This is a genomic window from Anabaena sp. CA = ATCC 33047 (genome assembly GCF_963870205.1).
Lineage (GTDB): Bacteria > Cyanobacteriota > Cyanobacteriia > Cyanobacteriales > Nostocaceae > Trichormus.
Genome location: NZ_CAWMSA010000046.1, coordinates 26575 through 45324 on the forward strand (window position 1 = coordinate 26575; position 18750 = coordinate 45324).

Consider the following 18750-nt stretch of genomic DNA (forward strand, 5'->3'; position numbering starts at 1 on the left):
CCTATGACATTCTCATCTCTGTTTGCAGCTTGCGGTAAGTTCTACATTATAGAAAGTTCCTGGCTTGGGTTTAATTGAACGCAACTGCTGGATAAAAGCATTAAATTTTGTATTATTTATACCGTAACCAGCTTCAGCACAAGCAGATAAACCTCCTTCGATGGGAATAGGAGAACCAACCCTAGGACTATATACAATAAATGTATCGACGGTGCTAGTGGCGATCGCAAACCCGATAACCTGGCGAATCGTTCGCAAAGCCGCATTATCTAAAGAACCACCAATACTACCAATACTGATATTAACCGCACGACTTTCAGCAAAAGCCGGCGCACTAATCGACAATACCGCCCCGACAATGATGAAACAAGTGAACTTCTTCATTTTCCTCTTTCTCCAGAACGAATCGCACTTGCAGGTATTTCGGTGAATACCATATCAGGAAAAATTTAATTTTATTCTTGGGTTCAGTTAAGCACAACAGAAAGTTTCAGAGAGTTTATTGCTTTCTACCTATCAAAACTTGTAAGCCTTAACTCACAAGGCTTTTACTAACTAAGCGGGCGGCGGGAATCGAACCCGCATTAATAGCTTGGAAGGCTATAGTTTTACCACTAAACTACGCCCGCAAATTCATAACTATGTTACTGTAGCACAGTTTTATCAGAAATTCAAGTATCTAATTAGCATTTGCTGATTGTATTTCGATCCAGACATAACAATTGCTCAAATCTATGGGTCTACCATCCCGATTTTGTGCTGGGCTACAGGTTTCGTTTTTAAACAGTTCGCTGATCAGTTGTTCGTATAAGCCGGTTTGAGTTTGTAAGTTGGCTGGAATTTCTAAAACTACGGCTTGTTGCAAGTTACCATTTTGATCAACTACTAAACTAGCTAATAACCTTGCTGGCTCAAGTGTAGCATTGCTAGGGAGATAACTAGGGTCTATAGTTTTAGTACGGCTACCCTGGTATACAGCAAAAACATCAGGAAGGTCTTTGTCTCCGATTTTTCCCTGCTGTATAAGTTGGCGTATTTCAGTTTCCGCGATCGGAGCTACGGTTGCTATAGATGCGCCGACTGTGGAAGTAGGTGAATTTTCCGCCACAGAAGTATTCGGAGTTTCAGGATTAAATGAACTGTTATCCGTTGAATTACTAGCCGTTTCTTCATTGGGAGTAGATGGAGTATCTACACTAGAACTATTGTCAGTCTCTCCAGCAGCATCAGAATCATCAGTGGAATTACTAGCTGAAGTATCTGGATTAGAACTATTTGCGGTTTCTTCGTTGAAAGTGCGTGGTGTTTTCTCTTCTACTGCTTCTGACTCGGTGATTTGTTCTGGTGTAACAGATGGAATCTCTGATGGTAATAGCGTTCCCTTACCCAGTTCGATATCTTGACGACGATTCCAAGGAAGTTCACTTGATGGATTTGTCGGTGTTGGTGTTGGTGTAGGTTCTGGGGTAGGTGTAGCGGTGGTTTCTGGTTCTGGTGTTGGTGTAGGTTCTGGGGTGGGTGTGGCGGTGGTTTCTGGTTCTGGTGTTGGTGTTGGTGTAGGTTCTGGGGTGGGTGTGGCGATGATTTCTGCTGGGGGAGATGTTTCTTGAGCAAATATTTGTGTATTCGGTTGAGACGTATCGCTACTGTTGTCTGGCTCAACAGTATCACCAATATTTAAACTTTGCTCATCTTCAGTTGTAGATGTGGGTGGTGGTGCTGCTGGTGTAGTTGCTGGTGCTGGGGGTTTGGTGGTTGATGCTTGAGGCGAAATGTCTATTAACTCAATGGGAACAGTGGCTTGGCTTTGTTGTGGAAACCAAGGCGTAAACACATTAGACGATCGCATGAACCAAAATACCAGCAAATGTAGAGAAACTGAACCTATAGCTACAGCAATCCACAAACCAGGAGGATCATGATGTTGCCGTCGAACATCAGATAACATGGGAGTTTTATCCGCCACCGATGTTGTCATAAGTAATTCAAAATTTAAAATTTCAACTCAAAATAATTACTCATACCAGCATCCTGGCTTTTCGTATTATCGTTTTATTATCACTTCTGATGACACTGCAAAGGTCAAAACTGTTTCATCAATTCCCTTAAGTTGGAGTGGACTACCTTTAGTGATTTCTTCATCCTGTAAATAATCAGCGACAGCCGCAGAAACCAAAATAGTACCGGGAACAGCAGCAGCTTGTAATCTGGCTGCAATATTCACACTAGGGCCGATCGCAGTATAATCGGCTCGTTCAGCACTGCCAAACATTCCTACCACAGCCGTACCTTGGTGGATACCGCACCGGAATTGCACCCCATTACTGTTATCCGCATTAAATATACCTTGCTCTTGCCATCGCTGGTTTAACTGAGCTAAAGAACGCTGCATGGCTCTAGCTGTATTCACGGCTCGACGCACCTGTTCATTGGGTGTGAGTTCTTCTGGTGCGCCGTATAAAGCTAAAATAGCGTCTCCCATAAATTTATCTACGGTGCCGCCATTGTCAAATACGGCTTTTGTCATAGATTCTAAATATTCATTCAGCAATTCGGCGACTCGTCGGGATCTGAGGGTATTAGCTAATTGTGTAAAACCCACAATGTCACTAAATAAAACTGTAATTAAGCGTGGTTCTGGGCGCAAATCCAAGGTTAAAGCACCCTCAGCCGCTTTTGTCACCAATGCTGGCGGCAAAAATCGCTTGAGAACTGATTCTGTTAAGTAAGTGTTGAGTTCCAATACTCGCCTTTCGTTTTCCTTCAAGGCTAGAAGATTGCGAACCTCTGCTAGAAGTTCCCGATCATTAAATGGTTTAGCTAAATAAGCATCTGCTCCGTTTTCTGTACCTTCGATGCGGGTTTCTTCATCGACTTTAGCTGTGAGTAAGATGATTGGTGTACCTTTGAGATGTTCCTCATTGCGGATCATCTGCATCATCTCTAATCCTGTCACCATCGGCATCATCAAGTCAGTGACAATCAAGTTAGGGGTAATTGCTTGTGCTTTCCCAAACCCTTCATAACCGTTCCGCGCTGTCTGCACTTGATAGCCATGGCGACGCAGAATATCAGATACATAGTTTCGCAAATCTGGGTTGTCATCTACAACCAAAATTGTGTACTGGCTACAGTGGTTTGTAGAGTTTTCTGTTGCTTCTGCCTGAGTTACAGTAGGTATTAAATTAATCCTGTCTGTATGTTCTATGGTTGATTCTACGAGTTCTAAATCTGCCAATTCGACATGAGCGCGGTTGGTATGGAGTTCTACCAAAGTTTCTGATACTTGCTGTGGGGGTAAATGTGTCGTACCAACAGCCAGCGATAACTTAAAAGTGGTGCCTTGACGGTAGACGGATTCGACGGTGACTTTACCACCGTGTAGTTCTACTAATTCTTTGACTAAAGCTAAACCTAAACCACTGCCTTCGTAGGAGCGATTTTCTGAGCCTTCGGCTTGACGGAATCTATCGAATAAGTAAGGAATCTGCTCTTGAGCAATGCCAATGCCTGTATCTTGTACTTGTAAGATGCAATGGTTTTTTTCTGGGTGCAGTTTGACGCGGATTGTACCACTTTCAGGTGTAAATTTCATGGCGTTTGACAATAGGTTGTAAACCACTTTGTCAAATTTTTCCATGTCTAAATAAACTTTGGGGCATTCACTGAATTCTGTCACCAGGTTAAGTGCTTTTTTCTCACAGTAGGGACGAAATGACTCAACTATTTGACTGACAAATTCGACTAGATCACAGGGACGGAAACAGGGTTGCATTCTACCAGCGTCGAGGCGTTGCAGATCCAGTAGTTGGTTGACGAGTCTGAGGAGACGGCGAGAGTTACGCAGGGCGATCGCACTTTGCTGATAAGATAATCCTTCCCCTGTACTCACGGCTGATTCTAATGGCCCTTGAATTAAGGTGATGGGGGTGCGGAATTCATGGGAAATATTTTGAAAGAATTCGGTTTTTTGTTGATCTAGTTGTAATAGTCGCTCGGCTTGCTCGCGGGTTTTGTGGTATAAACGTGACTGCTGTACTGCGATCGCGGCTTGTGCGGCTACGGCTGTTGTTAACTCAATCTCAGATGCTAGCCACTTTCTCGTTTTACTACCTTCCCATAAGGTGATACTGCCGATACATTTGCCATCGGCGACTAAGGGAACAACCATGAGCGATCGCGCTGGGGTTTGCCAGGGTAAATCAAATCCTTGGATGTCTAAGCCTGAATGGCTGACATCAGCAATTACCACAGGCTTGCATGTCTGTAATATTTCTTGCAGAATCGGATTTTCCTGAATCGGTACTTGAGATGCCGGTAATGCTGTTAAGTCTTGATCTGTGATTACCGCGTGAGAATTATCTAAATTTTGAGAACTATCATACAAGCCCACACATTGGACATACTCATCTTCCTCTGTCCATAAAGACAAAACACAGCCATCAACTTGTAAAGCTTGTCCGAGTTGTTGAGTAATGGCTGCAAAGATATCTTGGGGATTGAGACTGGAACGAATCGCTGTGGTAATTGTATTAATTAAAGCTTCTCGTTTGGCTAACGCCCGGACTTGCTCGTAGGCGTAGGCTTGTGACAGGGCTAGGGCAGCTTGATCTGCTACCATCAACACTAATTGCACCTCATCTTGTTCCCAAACTCGCGTTTGGTGACATTGATGCAGTGCTAACACAGCCATCAATTTTTGTTGCCAAATCAGAGGTACTACTAAACTAGAGCAGATGTCAGCCGAGGCAAAAGCAGAGGCTCGTTTTTGGAGTTCGGCAGTATCCCCATGAATGCGCTGATCACCGACTACATCATAAATGATTTGCACCTCGCGGGTTTCCCAGACTGTATCACCCAGAAGTGTTTGCCCTGAGAAATCATTTAATTGCTTGTCTGCTTCCTGGTGGGAGATATACTCCTGTGTTTGTGCTTGAGCAGGTTTCTGGTAAATAAATTCTTCGTCTACCAATTGCTCATCTTGGAAGGGACGTAATAAACAAACATCCACCTCCAACATGTGACCAACTGTATCTACAATGGCTTGTAAAATTTGCCGATAGTCTAAAGCACTGCGAATTTTATTTGTGACTGTGTTCAGCAGCGACTCTTGACGCAGTGTACGGGTGAGTTCACGAGTCCGCGCTTTCAGGACGTTGTGAGTATCCAGGGCTTGACGAACTACGGCTTTCAGTTCTTCCGCTTCCCAAGGTTTGGTAACATATTTGAATACCTTACCCGCATTGATGGCATCTACTAAGTCTTCGACATCAGTGTAGCCTGTTAAGATAATCCGAATTATATCTGGGTATTGCGTCGCTGTCAGGCTTAAAAATTCCGTACCACTCATGATCGGCATTCGCTGATCAGAGATAATGACTGCAACCTCTCCCTCTTGCGCCAGCAAGTCTAAAGCCGCAGGGCCTGATGTTGCCCTCAGCACTTTATAGTCGCGATAGAAGGTGCGGTAAAGCAAGTCAAGGTTGTCGGGTTCATCATCAACAACCAAAATTTTCGGCTTACTGTTTACTTGGGATTTCATGCACCGCTTTCCTGCTGTAACGGCAGTGGGATAAAGGTTAATCTGATCAGATAGGAATGTTGCTGTGTGATTGGGAAACAGATTTGTTGCCACCCATAAGGCTATATGGCTACAAAACGGCTGAGTGGAGGAGCATTTATTGACAGTAATTTATAAAACCCTGGCTTGTCAGGACTGCTATTTGCCTGAGTGCAGTGCAATTGGTTTGATTTTTCGTCTTTCTCTGATTGATTTGATACTTACCAAATCTAGTTTCACCTCCGCCCATAATTGTTTAATCCCATCATGCAGCGATCGCCCCTAGTTCTCAATACTAGATGAGGCTGCATACTAAGTTTTCCCGTTGTTGCTGTTGTACTAACACTTTTCCGTAAATTTTCTTTATACAAGTCATGGTATACTCGGCCGTTTCATCAACATTAATTTTCAAGCTTGGTATATTGTTAGACCAATATCTTTTGCCTGGTTAACGCTCAAAAATATTATTCAGACCAATAATGTTAGCATCCGGCTGAATCAAAGCCAACACTAGGGATATTAAGGATAGATGTTTTTTTTTATTTTAATCCGTATAATTACTGACGAGATTCGGCGTGTATAGTCTGCTTTTCTGAAAACAGGCATTTTTTTAGATATTAGAGCCAGATATTTAGTTCTGTGGTCTGATTGTGTTTTATTGTGGTCATCAGGCGATCTTATAATGAAAAAATGAACATCATCTTCCAGCTTTGAGGCTGAGGCTTGTAACCTGTGCAGTTCTCAATCTTAGCTATCCTAAGTCAGCAATTGCCTCAGTTACTACGGTCTTCATGAGTTAAATTATTGAATCTAATTGTGATTCTCCCATAGTTTTTAGATTTATTTTAGGATAATTGAGCAGATTTTCCTTGAAAAATTTTAATCTTAAACTAACCTTGACAAACTGGTTTTCTGACCCATCCCACCATCAACAAGTCACAGCTGCTTCTGAGTCGAGTGGCTACCAACTCCAAGTTCGTACTGCTACAGCTGCTGATTTAACTGCTATTGCGGAAATTATTACCGAAAGCTTTCATTCCCATCATGGTTTGTGGGGGTGGGCTTTTCCTCTGCTACGTTTGGGTATTTACGAAGATATAAAATATCGTTTATCGTCTTCAGCACCTCATCACCTGTGTTTGGTTGCTATCAACACCACTGCCAATGGTACTCCACAATTAGTGGGTACTGTAGAAATAGGTGTGCGTTTCCATGATTCCTGGAAACAAATTGGCAAAAATTTTATCTATCTCTCGAATTTAGCAGTTCACCCCCAATACCGTCGGCATGGCATAGCCTCAAGATTACTTGTTAGCTGTGAACAAGTCTCGCAAAATTGGGGGTTCCATGACTTATATCTTCACGTTTTAGAAAATAATTATCAAGCACGGCAGCTATATTTCAAGCTGGGTTATCAGGTACACCAAGTCGAATCTAATTGGAATCTGTTTTGGCTGAAACAGTCTCGGCAGATTTTATTACATAAACATCTAACTCAAGATGGAATTTTTTAAAGTTTTTTAACAAACTGTAAATTCAGTTTGAGCGATCGCTATACTCAACCAGCTAACTGGGTCTTGTCAAGGAAAATTGGCAAGATAGAGATTATTTATGGAAACTATCAAAGCTACATAAAAATATGCCCCTTTATCCTCATCCGAGAAATTACTTATGCAGTTTTTAAGTCAAATTAAATATTATGTCTCATAGGGTGCGTCAGACTGGTTAAATGCTGTCAATAAACTGATTCTTGATGGCTGACATACCCTACTAATCTGCCAGTGGCGTAAGTCCTGTTTATCCTCATCCGAGAAATTACTTAAACAGTTTTTCTAGAAAAATCTACATATTATTTTAATAATTTAGCTAAATCAGATGGGTAATGCTGACAGTATGCAATATGTACAGCAGCTAGTAGCTTAATAAGAACATAGAGAATTCATAATCCAAAATATTCTTCTCCCTCCTGTCTAATGCCTCAAACCCTGTGAAGAATCTGCTTAATCCTACAGCAAATTGCTGCATATAGTTTTCTTCTACTTGATGAACTGACAACAACAGCTAGCACTGTCACCTCACCTGAATAGGCTTTAGAGTTGGGGAAATTTTCCTATTGTTGAGGGTTTGATCCTCAATTCTTGGCAAATAATTTTGATGCGACTTAAAAAAGTTTATGGAAAGATATTAGATTCATTTAGCCTTGATATGTAAAAAAGCTATAATATTATTTTGCTGAATAGTTTCAAACCATAACAGCTAACCTGGAAAGCTGACATCAGTAAATTTACTTTTAAAAGAAATTAACTCATAGTTAGTTAGCATTAACGAGATTCATCTTTATAGAAACTTTAATAAAATTTGAACCTAATTTGCAGACAAATCCAGTTAAATCACATAGAATGTGATTATTCGATGCTGCACTCACGGTTGCTGATTTGTCTCTTAGTTAAACTTTCCTAAAAATTATTGTTACTAAGAAAAGTCAAAAACTGCCGTGGGTGTCATAGCAATTGTGAACCTGAGATTAGCAAATCTACTAAAATTATTTCCAAATTTGAGCAAACATGGATAGCGAAAAACTCCGCCGCTATCAATTAACTATGGTATCTACTTATTTTTCTGACACAAATTGCGTTAACAGATTTGTCGTACCAGATGGGACTGAGCAATCTTATGGCTCGGACTTTTTGGCACTATTGCATAGTGGAAGAGTTTTTACGGTTAATAGTCGTAGGCGGAATGGTTTAATACTTTTCAAACGCTATCATGCAGAATTTGCTGGGCCTGGAGCATCAGTTGGTGGAGACTATGATTGTGATTGTGAATGGGTAATTCCTATAGGAAATCTGTCTTTACTCACACCTGAAACTTATGAAGAACGCCAAAAAGCTTACTTAATCAGGCGGCAATGGATTAGATTAATTAAACAAATTACAGAAAATCCCATTCCTCAGCAACGGGTACAGAAGATTTTGGATCAATTTGATCAATATTTTCCCCCAGAAATGCTGGCTAATATACCGGATGTTGCCTTTGCTTTGTTGGTGGGGGTGCTACCCCAAACGGTGGGGATAGTGCGCCGTTGGGGTAGCAATGTAGATAGTAGATGGTGAAATTCAGGCGTGAAAACAGGCAATAGGGAATAGGGTTTTGAGTCTAACTGGTAAGTGTTGTTAACTCTGCTTGTATGCGGTTGAGCGTGCGTAGATTTTCTTCAGGTGTACCAATAGTAATTCTTAATCCGCCGCTAATTTTTCGTACAAGAGTGCCTTGGCTTTTGAGTTGTTGATGCAGATTTGTTAAAGTATTGTCTGGTGAGTCAGAATCATTAGCTTTGAGACGCAGGAAAATAAAGTTAGCCGAACTTTCAGCAACTTGTAATCCTGGGTGCTGGGATAACGCTGTAATCAGTTTGCTGCGTTCCTTTAAGGTTTCGGGAATGGAATTGAGCAACAGTTGACGATTTTGTAAAGCTACTAATGCGGAGGCGATGGAGAAACTAGGTAGATTATAGGGTAGGCGGACTTTTTCTAAAATAGCGATCGCTTGAGGATGAGCTACACAATACCCAACCCGCATAGCGGCTAACCGAAACGCTTTAGAAAAGGTGCGTAGAATCACCCAATTGGGACGTTGTGCTAATTCACTAACTAAGGTGTTTTGACTAAATTCAAAGTAAGCTTCGTCAATGACTACCAAAATCTCTTGACTGAGACTGCTTAACCAAGTCAACTCATCAGAAGTTAAAGGGTTAGCTGTGGGGGAATTAGGATGCACAACGAACACCACCCGAATCGGAGGATTTTGAGTTTGTGCTATGGCAGACTGAGCCTCGGTTAAGTTAATTTCAAAATTATCGGGATTTCTGGAAACTGTAACTACCGGAATGCCTAAAGTTTGCGCCAAAATCCCATACATGGAAAAAGTGGGATTAGCTACCAAAATTGAGCCTTCCCCTTGTAAACAGGTAGCTATTAATATAGAACGAATCAGTTCATCAGAACCGTTACCGACAGAGATATTGTCAGCACTCACTAGGGATGAAACACCAGCCGACTCATTGACATATTCGGCGATCGCATTTTTTAATGACTCATGTCCACCATCGGGGTAACGATTGGTTTCGATGACTTGTTGATAAGTCCAAGCTAGCTTTTGTTTTAACTCTGATGGTAAATCATAGGGACTTTCATTAGTGTCTAGGCGATCTAACTGTGCTGGAACTGCTGCGGCTGTATCGCTGCTAGGGTGGGGTTTGTAAGCGTTGATTTGGGCTAAATCTGAACGTATATAAGGAAGCATAGGTTTAGTTATTAGTTATTAGTCATTAGTCATTAGTCATTAGCTTTTCTGGCTTGTTTCCTGGGAAAAGGTGAGGGTTTATTATTGTACCGCTTTCGGGTAACTGACAGAAATGGTGAATTGCTTGCCAAATTTCTTGGGTAACATTACTTAGGGCGTGATCACTGTCAAGTTCAATTAAATTTACCCAAGGACGCGATCGCTGAAAATCCCGACTGGCGATCATGGGGATGACTTCATCTTGTTTACCATGCAAGATTAAGGTGGGTATGGGACGTTGTAATAAGTCTTCTGAGTATTTAGTTGCATCGGTGACGAAATTGTAACTTAAAGGTAGCGATCGCCCGACTCCATAGTGGTAAACCATGTAATACTGTTGTTGTTGCCAACGTTGTACAGCTTCCTTTCCCAACTTAGGCAACCAATGAGACAAAAAACCAAAGGCTGGAGCTAATAAGATTAAGCGTTCTACTTGTTGATATTGCTGTCCTAAATGTGCCGCAGTCAACCCACCCAAGCTAGAACCAATCAGGGTGACTGGTGTAGAATCGTCAGGGAATGCTGCTGCTACCTGCTGAATTTGACGAGTAATTGTCAACTGGGAAAAGTCGCCAGCATTGAGATCGGGAATGGTGATTGGGATGTTAATTTTAGTAAAGCGATCGCTTATGTCTTGGGCTTTAGCAGACTTAGGACTAGAAGCAAAGCCATGCAGGTAAATGTAATGTATAGGCATTGTGTGATGATTTATATAGATAAAAATATTACGGCTAGGCTAGAAATATAACTCTTTTTCCCAGTCCCCAATCCCCAATCCCCAATCCTTGTAATGGTTCGTACTCCTAGATTAACTTTTGATCGCGGCACATTAATTTTACATCCACCACCACGCGGTAAGGCTTGGATGGATTACGCTACATGGGATGATCGAGTAGAAAAATTCCGGATTCCGGCGATGAGATACCGGGCTGTAGTGGAAGCTTTACAAGCGGAAGATGTGGATTTTGTTGATGAGGCGAAGGAATTTTTCCCGGTTGATTTGGTGGCGAGTTTGGAAATGCAACCCTACGCGCATCAAACTGAGGCGTTAGCCGCTTGGAAGCTGGCGGGAAGACAAGGGGTGGTAGTGTTACCAACGGCGGCGGGTAAGACTTATTTGGCGCAGATGGCGATGCAAGCAACACCACGCACGACTTTAATTGTGGTGCCGACGTTGGATTTAATGCACCAGTGGTACGCTCATTTAGTCTCGGCGTTTCCTGATGCGGAGGTGGGTTTGCTGGGGGGTGGTTCGCGGGATAAGTCGCCGATTTTGGTGGCAACTTATGATAGTGCGGCGATTCACGCTGAGACTTTGGGGAATAAGTATGCTTTAATTATTTTTGATGAGTGTCATCATTTGCCGACGGATTTTAACCGGGTGATTGCGGAATATGCGATCGCACCCTATCGTTTAGGATTATCAGCGACTCCAGAACGCACAGATGGCAAACACGCAGATTTAAATATTCTTATCGGTGCAGAAGTTTATCGTAAACGTGCTGAAGATTTGGCGGGTAAGGCTTTAGCTGAACATGAAATCGTGCAAATCAAGGTGAAGTTGTCACCTCATGAACGCGAAAAATACAACGAGTTAATTCAAATTCGCAATGATTTTTTACGCCAATCAAAGATTTCTTTGGGAAGTATCCAAGGTTGGCAGATGTTTGTACAAATGAGTGCGCGATCGCAATTTGGACGCAGAGCCATGTTAGCACACCGTCAAGCCAAGGAAATTGCTCTTGGTACTGATGGTAAATTGCGAATTTTAGCTAGTTTACTCGCCAAACATTACCCAGAACGCATATTAATATTTACTGCCGATAATACCACAGTTTATAAAATTTCTCAAGACTTATTAATCCCCGCAATCACCCATCAAACACCAGTCAAAGAACGCCACGAAATATTAACTAAATTTCGGGCAGGTGAATATAATACTTTAGTTGCTTCCCACGTCTTGAATGAAGGTGTAGATGTTCCTGCGGCTTCTATCGCTATCATTTTATCTGGGACTGGTTCTACAAGAGAATATATTCAACGTTTGGGGAGAGTTTTAAGGAAGGGAAATATTCAAGATAAACAAGCGATTCTTTACGAAGTGATAGCAGAAGACACCAGCGAAGAAAACACTTCTGCACGACGACGGGGAGAAGATAAAAAACCGAATTTAAAAGTGGTTTATGGTAGCGGACAAGGAAAAGTTGCCAAAGCTGCCGAACAATTAGAAATTAATTATCAAGTCGATAAGTCATCAGATAAAAATAATCAGGGAAATGTTACCTACAGAACTACTAAGTCATCGCCAAAACGGAGAAGAAATAATTCCCAAAAGACTGAAGATTGATGATAAGAATTTAGAGTTAGTCAATGAGTTAATTAATTGTTTTCAGTCAACACTAGGGAAAACTCAGGGTGAACTTGAGCGTCAACTTTTAGATTTAGAAGGTGATGCGACAGATTATCGAGTCAAACGGGGTTTAGCTTACATTATTAAAAGTAATTTCTGTACATTTGAAGTTGTTAGTCCCCTAGAACCGCCAATGTTAAGAGAAAGAGTGTTTGCGCTAGCTGCAAAATCTGCACCTAGTCGGGAATCTACTCAAATCACATTGGTAAAACTTGCGGATGAATTAACGCAGGAATTAGAAAGAGAAGTTTTACCTGAACAAGTGCGTGATGGACTTTATGCTGACTTAGCTGAAAATAAAATATTAACTAATTTTGACACGCCTACAGGGGTAGATATAATTAATAGATATAACTTGTCGCAAGTGCAGGGAATATTTTATAAAGCCAGTCAATTAGTTTTAAATGCTCATCGCAATGTTCCGGGGGAATATAAGCTGTTATTTCGCTATTTAAAGTTATTTCAATTAATGGCTTATATTGAAGGTGACGCTGATCACGGCTTTACAATTACCGTCGATGGGCCGACGAGTTTGTTTAATCCTAGCACACGTTATGGGCTGGCGATCGCCAAACTCATACCCGCCTTACTTCATGTTACCAAATGGAGTCTTGCCGCCACATTACAAACTCGTGATGTCTATACAAATACTTGGAAAACTGGCAGATTTACCCTGAATTCTGAATGTGGTTTAGTATCGCACTATTCCAAAGGAAAACCTTACGATAGTATGTTAGAAGCATCCTTCGCTGATAAATGGGATGCCTTAAAAACAGAATGGATTTTAGAGAGAGAAGTAGATTTAATTCCCATTCCAGGGAGTGTGATGATACCCGATTTTCGGTTAGTGCATCCTGATGGACGCGAATTTTTATTAGAAATAGTCGGTTATTGGCGACCAGAATATTTACAAAAGAAATTTTCTCAGGTGCGACGTTCTGGTTGTGATAATTTAATTTTGGCGATTTCGGAAAGATTGAATTTAGAAAAAGCCGGAGTTAAGTTAGATAATGTCCCCGCGAGAATCGTTTGGTTTAAAGATAAATTATTACCAAAGTCTGTGTTAGCAGTGATAGATTGAACTAGGATAAATGACATGAAAAGTATAGAAACAATCGCCACAGTGTCAAAAGATGGTAAGATGACGGCGCAATTACCAATAGATATTGCTGAGGGTGAACATCAGGTAGTAATTGTCATTGATGAACAGTCTTTAACTGAGACAGCAGAGAATAAACCAAAGCGTCCACCTCTCAAATTTTCCGCTTATCCTGTAGGATTAGTCTCAGAAAACCTGACTTTCCGTAGAGAAGACCTTTATGGAAACGATTAATAACACTGTTTTCATTGATACGAATATTTTGGTTTATGCAAATTTAGCCTTATCGCCATTTCATCTACAAGCAACAGAACGACTTCAATCACTTGCAGAACAAGGTATTGAATTATGTATTAGTCGCCAAACTTTGAGAGAATATTTAGCGGCGATGACAAGACAAAGCGACTTAACCGGGAGAATTCCTATTGAGTCCTTAGTGGCAGATGTCAGGTATTTTGCTAATTATTTTCGCTTAGTTGAAGATAGCTTAGTGGTGACAGAAAGGTTACTGACACTCATGGAGGAAATTTCCATTGGTGGTAAGCAAGTTCATGATGCTAATATTGTCGCCACGATGTTAGTTTATGGTATTCCTCAGTTACTCACTCACAATACAGGTGATTTTGCCAGATTTTCTGAGTTAATTACTGTTTTGCCGTTGCAAGCATCTAACGATTTGATTTGACCTTAGAGGATGTTAGGCAAGTATTATTGCTAACATTAAAATTTAAAAAACCTAACCCCCCTAGCCCCCCTTCCCTACAAGGGAATGGGGGAATTTGTAGAGACGTTGCATGCAACGTCTCTACATTTCCAGGGGAGAGGTTTGGAGAGGGGTTTCACGTATACTGTGAAGCTTGACACACATCTTGCACCTGTTCCTTGATGATAATTTTTGTAGGGTGGGCATTGCTTGCAACTTGCTCAAACCCTTAGTTTTAGGTTGTTGGCAGTGCATCGCCTTACGCTTGTTGAGAATGGTGCAAGATATGACTTGACAAACATTCTCTTAGGCTTAGTTTACTCGCTTTCTGTTTCTTCCACTTCCAGCAACTCCCAAATGAGGATAGCTAAAAGTAATTAACCAGACTTGATATGAGAAGGCAATGAATTTTATTTGTTAAGAGAAGGTGGCAATCATTCCATCGCGTAGCGTCTCATAAAGAAGAGATAGCTTCACTTATATTCTAGAATAATCAGCGTCGCCTGTCTAACTGTAGGGGTGCGATCGCTCAACTATCTGTTTGTCCCTCTTACACAGTAAGTATATACTTAAAAAAATTTTAGCGATATTTAAATTTATCTGGATTTATCTTAAAATTTAAGAAAACCTTAAGTAATTCCTTTATCTATCTCAGGGCTGTGTAAATGGAATATAGGGTTTGTGAAAGATGGAAAAATAGCAGTAAATCTCCAGATGAGATAGTGAAATGAACAATTTACGCCTTTACCCAAGAGTTTCAAAATCCTTCATTCCCCATAATCAGCAAAGTCAATTTGATATCTTACTAGAATGGTGCAGAATAGTTTATGGTTGCCTGGAAGGTGGACAGATTGAGGATGCCAAATTTTTTTTAGAACAGGCAATTATCGAGGCTGACAAGCCCAAACAAGATTAATATCAAGTTAGGGAAAATATCTATATGCCCATAGCTAGAGGTTTGATAACGCTTTTTCTCAACAATCTACTTCTACCGATAGAGAGCAAAAGCGTAGATGTCAACTACAAATATATCAGGACTTACGCAACTAGCATATTATTAGGGTGCGTCAGATATAAACAATACGTTTATTGACAGTATTTAAACAGTCTGACGTACCCTACAAGACATCTGTAATGTGACAGTTGCGTAAATCCTATATATCAGGTAAAAACGGTGATAAAAACAGCTAGTTAGCATATAGTGAAGCCTCGGTTTGGGAAAAGCCGGGGTTTTTAATTATGGAGACAGGAGGCAGAAGGTGAGTGTTTTACCATTAAACAAGAGTTATCTGTTCACTCATGCGCTGTTCTAACAAATCCAACAACCCATCAACATCTTTCCCAATTTGCTCAAAACAAACTGATGGCGGCGGTTCTGGTGCAAACTGAATTAACTTAATTTCGCCCTTACCAATACCAATTATTAAAACTTCTACTTCCGGCTGATGATGTTTAATAATTCCTAAAATTTCTTGCAACCGATTTTCCACATTATTATTTAATTTTTCTATCGCCTCTTGAGGACAATAAACAAAATGTGGTGTAGGCTGTAAATCAATGCCGATAGTGCCTTGACTATCTCCATTTGCTAACCACAACCCCCAAGCCAGCGCAGCCAATTCTTGGTGATTTTCCTTAACAAATCTATCCAACTGACCACGCCACTTATTATCCCCTGATTCCGGTTGAGTATTACTAAAAATCATAAATAGTTATTAGTTATTAGTCATTAGTCATTAGTCATTAGTTATTAGTCATTAGTCATTAGTCATTAGTTTTTCTCCCCCTGTTCCCTCATCTCTGTGCGCCTCTGTTGCCTCGTGCGCGAAACTCATCTTAACCCACTCTGCACCCGCCAGAGACTAGCATAAACCCCACCTTGCTCTAACAACTCCTCATGAGTTCCTGACTCAATTAATTGTCCATGTTCCATGACATAAATACAATCGGCATTGCGAATTGTAGACAACCGATGAGCGATCGCAATTGTCGTCCTATCTACTGTAATCCGTTCGAGCGATCGCTGAATAGCTGCCTCAGTTTCATTATCCACCGCCGAGGTCGCTTCATCTAAAATCAAAATCGGCGGATTTTTCAACACCGCCCGTGCAATAGCAATTCTTTGTCTTTGCCCCCCAGACAACTTTTGTCCTCTTTCCCCCACAATAGTTTCATAACCTTGGGGTAAGCGGCTAATAAATTCGTGCGCTTCTGCTATCTTGGCGGCGTTAATAATCTCCTCCTCCGTAGCGTCAAAACTACCATAGGCGATATTTTCCGCCACCGTGCCATGAAATAAAAACACATCTTGGCTGACTAAACCAATACTGCGGCGTAAATCTTGTAACTTTAAATCTTGTAAATCAATGCCATCCAGAATAATTTTACCAGCATGGACTTCATACAAGCGCAGTAATAGCTTGACTAAAGTGCTTTTACCCGAACCAGTAGAACCGACGATAGCGATAGTATTCCCGGCAGGAATTTTTAAAGATAGATGTTTCATCACGGGTAATCTATCTCTGTAGGCAAAAGTCACATTTTTAAACTCTACTTCCCCCCTTACCGCATCTATCGGCAGAGAGATATTTCCTGAGTGAGTTGTAATCGGAGTATCTAACAAGTCCATCACTCGATGAGTAGAAGCCATTGCCCGTTGATACAGGTCAAAAGTTTCGCCTAATCTAGTTAAAGGCCAGAGTAGTAACTGTACCAAAAATACCAAAGAACTATAAGCACCAACAGCCATTCTCCCGGCGACAGTTTCCAAGCCACCAAAGACCAATAATGACGTAAACCCTGCTAGAATAAGCATCCGAATCAGGGGAATAAAAGCCGCAGACAGAGCGATCGCATTCGTGTTACTTTGACGATAAGCTAAACTGTCTTGCTCTAACCGCTTGACTTCGTACTCTTCGGCGGTGAAACTTTTAATCGTGGTAATTCCACTGAGATTATTAGATAACCGTCCATTGAGTAAACCCACCTTTTCCCGCACATCGGCGTAACGCGGTGCTAACAACTTTTGAAAAGCCACCGAACCCAAAAGAATAAATGGCATCGGCAAGATAGCCATCCAAGCTACACTAGGAGCCAAAACCAAGAATGCACCGCCAATGACTACAATAGTTGTGATCACTTGGATAATATCATTAGCTCCCACATCCAAAAAACGCTCAAGTTGATTAACATCATCACTGAGGATCGACATTAAACCCCCTGTGCTACGTTCTTCAAAATAAGCTAACTCCAACTCCTGTAGGTGTTTGTATGCGTCCAAACGTAGGTTATGCTGTATATTCTGTGCCAAGTTACGCCAGAATAACTTATAACGATACTCAAAAAATGACTCAAGTATCCAAGTGATGACTGTGAGCAGGGAAACAATTAAAAATTGCCCAAATATATCTTTCACTCCTAACTGAGCAATGATAGAATCCTGCTGCTTAACTACCACATCTACAGCAATGCCAATTAAAGCTGGCGGAGCCAAGTCAAAAATTTTATTCAAAATTGAGCAACCAGTCGCCAACCAAATTTGTTGACGATACTGATATCCATAATCAAACAGGCGCAGCAGAGGATGTGCGGAACGTCTACGCCTTTTTAATACCCGATGAGATTTAGATGCTATAGCCACAGCCGTTGACCGTTGCGAGAATCTGATATTACCACGAGAGGGAGGAGCATCTCACTTTTCTAATTTTGATTGTGCATCAGTTATCAGACAACCAGTTACCATCATACAGGGACTGCCTCACCATGCCAAAGGAGACAAAAAATTGAAAAATCAACAACTAGGCAATTTACCAACCACAATTATCGGCATTTTGTTAGCTATAATTGTGATAATTTTGCTCAATTCTTTTATCATTATCAACCCAGGACAAGCAGGAGTCATTAGCATTTTAGGAAAAGCCAGAGATGGAGCTTTAATCGAGGGGATTCACTTGAAGCCGCCGTTTATTTCTGTAATAGATGTGTATGATTTAACGGTGCAGAAATTTGAAGTCCCTGCCGAGAGTTCCACGAAAGACTTGCAGAATTTAACCGCTAGGTTTGCGATTAACTTTAGACTTGATCCCAGCCAGGTAGTTGAAGTGAGAAGAAAGCAGGGAACTTTAGAAAATATTGTCTCTAAAATCATTGCTCCCCAAACCCAGGAAGCATTCAAAATTGCTGCCGCCAAACGCACAGTAGAAGAAGCAATAACTAAACGCAGTGAACTTAAAGAAGACTTTGACAATGCCTTAGGCGATCGCCTGGATAAATATGGAATAATTGTCTTAGATACCAGCGTAATTGATTTGACCTTTTCCCCTGAATTTGCTAGAGCCGTCGAAGAAAAACAAATTGCCGAACAACGCGCCCAAAGAGCCGTCTATGTAGCACGAGAAGCAGAACAAGAAGCCCAAGCAGAAATTAATCGCGCCAAAGGTAAAGCCGAAGCGCAAAGACTCCTCGCCGAAACCCTCAAAGCCCAAGGTGGACAATTAGTTCTCCAAAAAGAAGCCATAGAAGCTTGGAAAACAGGCGGCGCACAAATGCCACGAGTATTAGTCATGGGTAGCGAATCTTCCAATAATGTTCCCTTCATCTTCAATCTCGGAAATACCCAAAACTGACTATAATTTCCC

General features: G+C 41.2%; 15 protein-coding genes and 1 tRNA gene. 8 read left to right on the forward strand and 8 right to left on the reverse strand.

Annotated elements, in window-relative coordinates:
- Positions 1-12: 12 nt before the first annotated feature.
- From AACS98_RS15075 to AACS98_RS15090, 4 genes are all read right to left on the reverse strand, one after another.
- Complete coding sequence (locus AACS98_RS15075) at positions 13-384, reverse strand: hypothetical protein (RefSeq protein ID WP_066381238.1); 372 nt, start codon at positions 382-384, stop codon at positions 13-15.
- A gap of 174 nt (positions 385-558) precedes the next feature.
- Positions 559-629, reverse strand: a tRNA-Gly gene (locus tag AACS98_RS15080).
- A 50-nt stretch (positions 630-679) separates the two neighbouring features.
- A complete protein-coding gene (locus tag AACS98_RS15085; protein WP_156481549.1) occupies positions 680-1978 on the reverse strand; it encodes a hypothetical protein in 1299 nt (432 codons plus the stop codon).
- Positions 1979-2044: 66 nt separating this feature from the next.
- On the reverse strand, positions 2045-5542 hold the full coding sequence (locus AACS98_RS15090; RefSeq protein WP_066381241.1) for a response regulator: 3498 nt from the start codon (positions 5540-5542) through the stop codon (positions 2045-2047).
- A gap of 914 nt (positions 5543-6456) precedes the next feature.
- On the opposite strand from AACS98_RS15090, the gene AACS98_RS15095 reads away from it, so the two are divergent.
- Both AACS98_RS15095 and AACS98_RS15100 read left to right on the forward strand, forming a co-directional pair.
- Positions 6457-7074 (forward strand): GNAT family N-acetyltransferase, encoded by a 618-nt coding sequence (locus AACS98_RS15095; protein ID WP_066381392.1) that lies wholly within the window; start codon positions 6457-6459, stop codon positions 7072-7074.
- Positions 7075-8124: 1050 nt separating this feature from the next.
- Entirely contained in the window at positions 8125-8673 is a 549-nt protein-coding gene (locus AACS98_RS15100; protein WP_066381242.1) for a hypothetical protein, read from the forward strand.
- Between the two features lie 43 nt (positions 8674-8716).
- On the opposite strand, the gene AACS98_RS15105 is transcribed toward AACS98_RS15100, so the two are convergent.
- Positions 8717-9862: a histidinol-phosphate transaminase gene (locus AACS98_RS15105; RefSeq protein ID WP_198161142.1), complete on the reverse strand. Its 1146-nt coding sequence runs from the start codon at positions 9860-9862 to the stop codon at positions 8717-8719.
- A 25-nt stretch (positions 9863-9887) separates the two neighbouring features.
- Positions 9888-10598 carry a YqiA/YcfP family alpha/beta fold hydrolase gene (locus AACS98_RS15110; protein ID WP_066381246.1) on the reverse strand — a complete coding sequence of 237 codons (711 nt, stop codon included), beginning with the start codon at positions 10596-10598 and terminating at the stop codon, positions 9888-9890.
- Between the two features lie 93 nt (positions 10599-10691).
- Here AACS98_RS15110 and AACS98_RS15115 point away from each other — a divergent pair, with 93 nt between their 5' ends.
- The 5 genes from AACS98_RS15115 to AACS98_RS15135 all read left to right on the forward strand — a co-directional run bounded on the left by AACS98_RS15115 (position 10692) and on the right by AACS98_RS15135 (position 15029).
- On the forward strand, positions 10692-12248 hold the full coding sequence (locus AACS98_RS15115) for a DEAD/DEAH box helicase family protein (RefSeq protein ID WP_066381254.1): 1557 nt from the start codon (positions 10692-10694) through the stop codon (positions 12246-12248).
- On the forward strand, positions 12178-13392 hold the full coding sequence (locus tag AACS98_RS15120) for a DUF790 family protein (protein ID WP_066381256.1): 1215 nt from the start codon (positions 12178-12180) through the stop codon (positions 13390-13392). The genes AACS98_RS15115 and AACS98_RS15120 overlap by 71 nt, the downstream gene beginning before the upstream one ends.
- Positions 13393-13407: 15 nt before the next feature.
- Positions 13408-13644, forward strand: coding sequence for a hypothetical protein (locus AACS98_RS15125; RefSeq protein WP_066381258.1), 237 nt, complete (start codon positions 13408-13410; stop codon positions 13642-13644).
- Complete coding sequence (locus tag AACS98_RS15130; RefSeq protein WP_066381260.1) at positions 13631-14095, forward strand: type II toxin-antitoxin system VapC family toxin; 465 nt, start codon at positions 13631-13633, stop codon at positions 14093-14095. Before AACS98_RS15125 ends, AACS98_RS15130 begins: the two co-directional genes overlap by 14 nt.
- 745 nt (positions 14096-14840) lie before the next feature.
- Positions 14841-15029 carry a hypothetical protein gene (locus AACS98_RS15135; RefSeq protein WP_066381262.1) on the forward strand — a complete coding sequence of 63 codons (189 nt, stop codon included), beginning with the start codon at positions 14841-14843 and terminating at the stop codon, positions 15027-15029.
- Between the two features lie 358 nt (positions 15030-15387).
- On the opposite strand, the gene ccmS is transcribed toward AACS98_RS15135, so the two are convergent.
- Complete coding sequence (gene ccmS / locus AACS98_RS15140) at positions 15388-15819, reverse strand: beta-carboxysome assembly chaperone CcmS (RefSeq protein WP_066381267.1); 432 nt, start codon at positions 15817-15819, stop codon at positions 15388-15390.
- Positions 15820-15944: 125 nt separating this feature from the next.
- A complete protein-coding gene (locus tag AACS98_RS15145) occupies positions 15945-17753 on the reverse strand; it encodes an ABC transporter ATP-binding protein (RefSeq protein ID WP_066381269.1) in 1809 nt (602 codons plus the stop codon).
- Positions 17754-17895: 142 nt separating this feature from the next.
- Between AACS98_RS15145 and AACS98_RS15150 the strand changes: the two genes are divergently transcribed.
- Positions 17896-18738 carry a prohibitin family protein gene (locus AACS98_RS15150; protein WP_066381270.1) on the forward strand — a complete coding sequence of 281 codons (843 nt, stop codon included), beginning with the start codon at positions 17896-17898 and terminating at the stop codon, positions 18736-18738.
- Positions 18739-18750: the final 12 nt, after the last annotated feature.

Coding starts and splice junctions, on each gene's coding strand:
- AACS98_RS15105 (WP_198161142.1), bottom strand. CDS start 9,862: ATGCTTCCTTATATACGTTCAGATTTAGCCCAAATCAACGCTTACAAA.
- AACS98_RS15085 (WP_156481549.1), bottom strand. CDS start 1,978: ATGACAACATCGGTGGCGGATAAAACTCCCATGTTATCTGATGTTCGA.
- AACS98_RS15075 (WP_066381238.1), bottom strand. CDS start 384: ATGAAGAAGTTCACTTGTTTCATCATTGTCGGGGCGGTATTGTCGATT.
- AACS98_RS15115 (WP_066381254.1), top strand. CDS start 10,692: ATGGTTCGTACTCCTAGATTAACTTTTGATCGCGGCACATTAATTTTA.
- AACS98_RS15110 (WP_066381246.1), bottom strand. CDS start 10,598: ATGCCTATACATTACATTTACCTGCATGGCTTTGCTTCTAGTCCTAAG.
- AACS98_RS15125 (WP_066381258.1), top strand. CDS start 13,408: ATGAAAAGTATAGAAACAATCGCCACAGTGTCAAAAGATGGTAAGATG.
- AACS98_RS15130 (WP_066381260.1), top strand. CDS start 13,631: ATGGAAACGATTAATAACACTGTTTTCATTGATACGAATATTTTGGTT.
- AACS98_RS15135 (WP_066381262.1), top strand. CDS start 14,841: ATGAACAATTTACGCCTTTACCCAAGAGTTTCAAAATCCTTCATTCCC.
- AACS98_RS15120 (WP_066381256.1), top strand. CDS start 12,178: ATGTTACCTACAGAACTACTAAGTCATCGCCAAAACGGAGAAGAAATA.
- AACS98_RS15090 (WP_066381241.1), bottom strand. CDS start 5,542: ATGAAATCCCAAGTAAACAGTAAGCCGAAAATTTTGGTTGTTGATGAT.
- ccmS (WP_066381267.1), bottom strand. CDS start 15,819: ATGATTTTTAGTAATACTCAACCGGAATCAGGGGATAATAAGTGGCGT.
- AACS98_RS15100 (WP_066381242.1), top strand. CDS start 8,125: ATGGATAGCGAAAAACTCCGCCGCTATCAATTAACTATGGTATCTACT.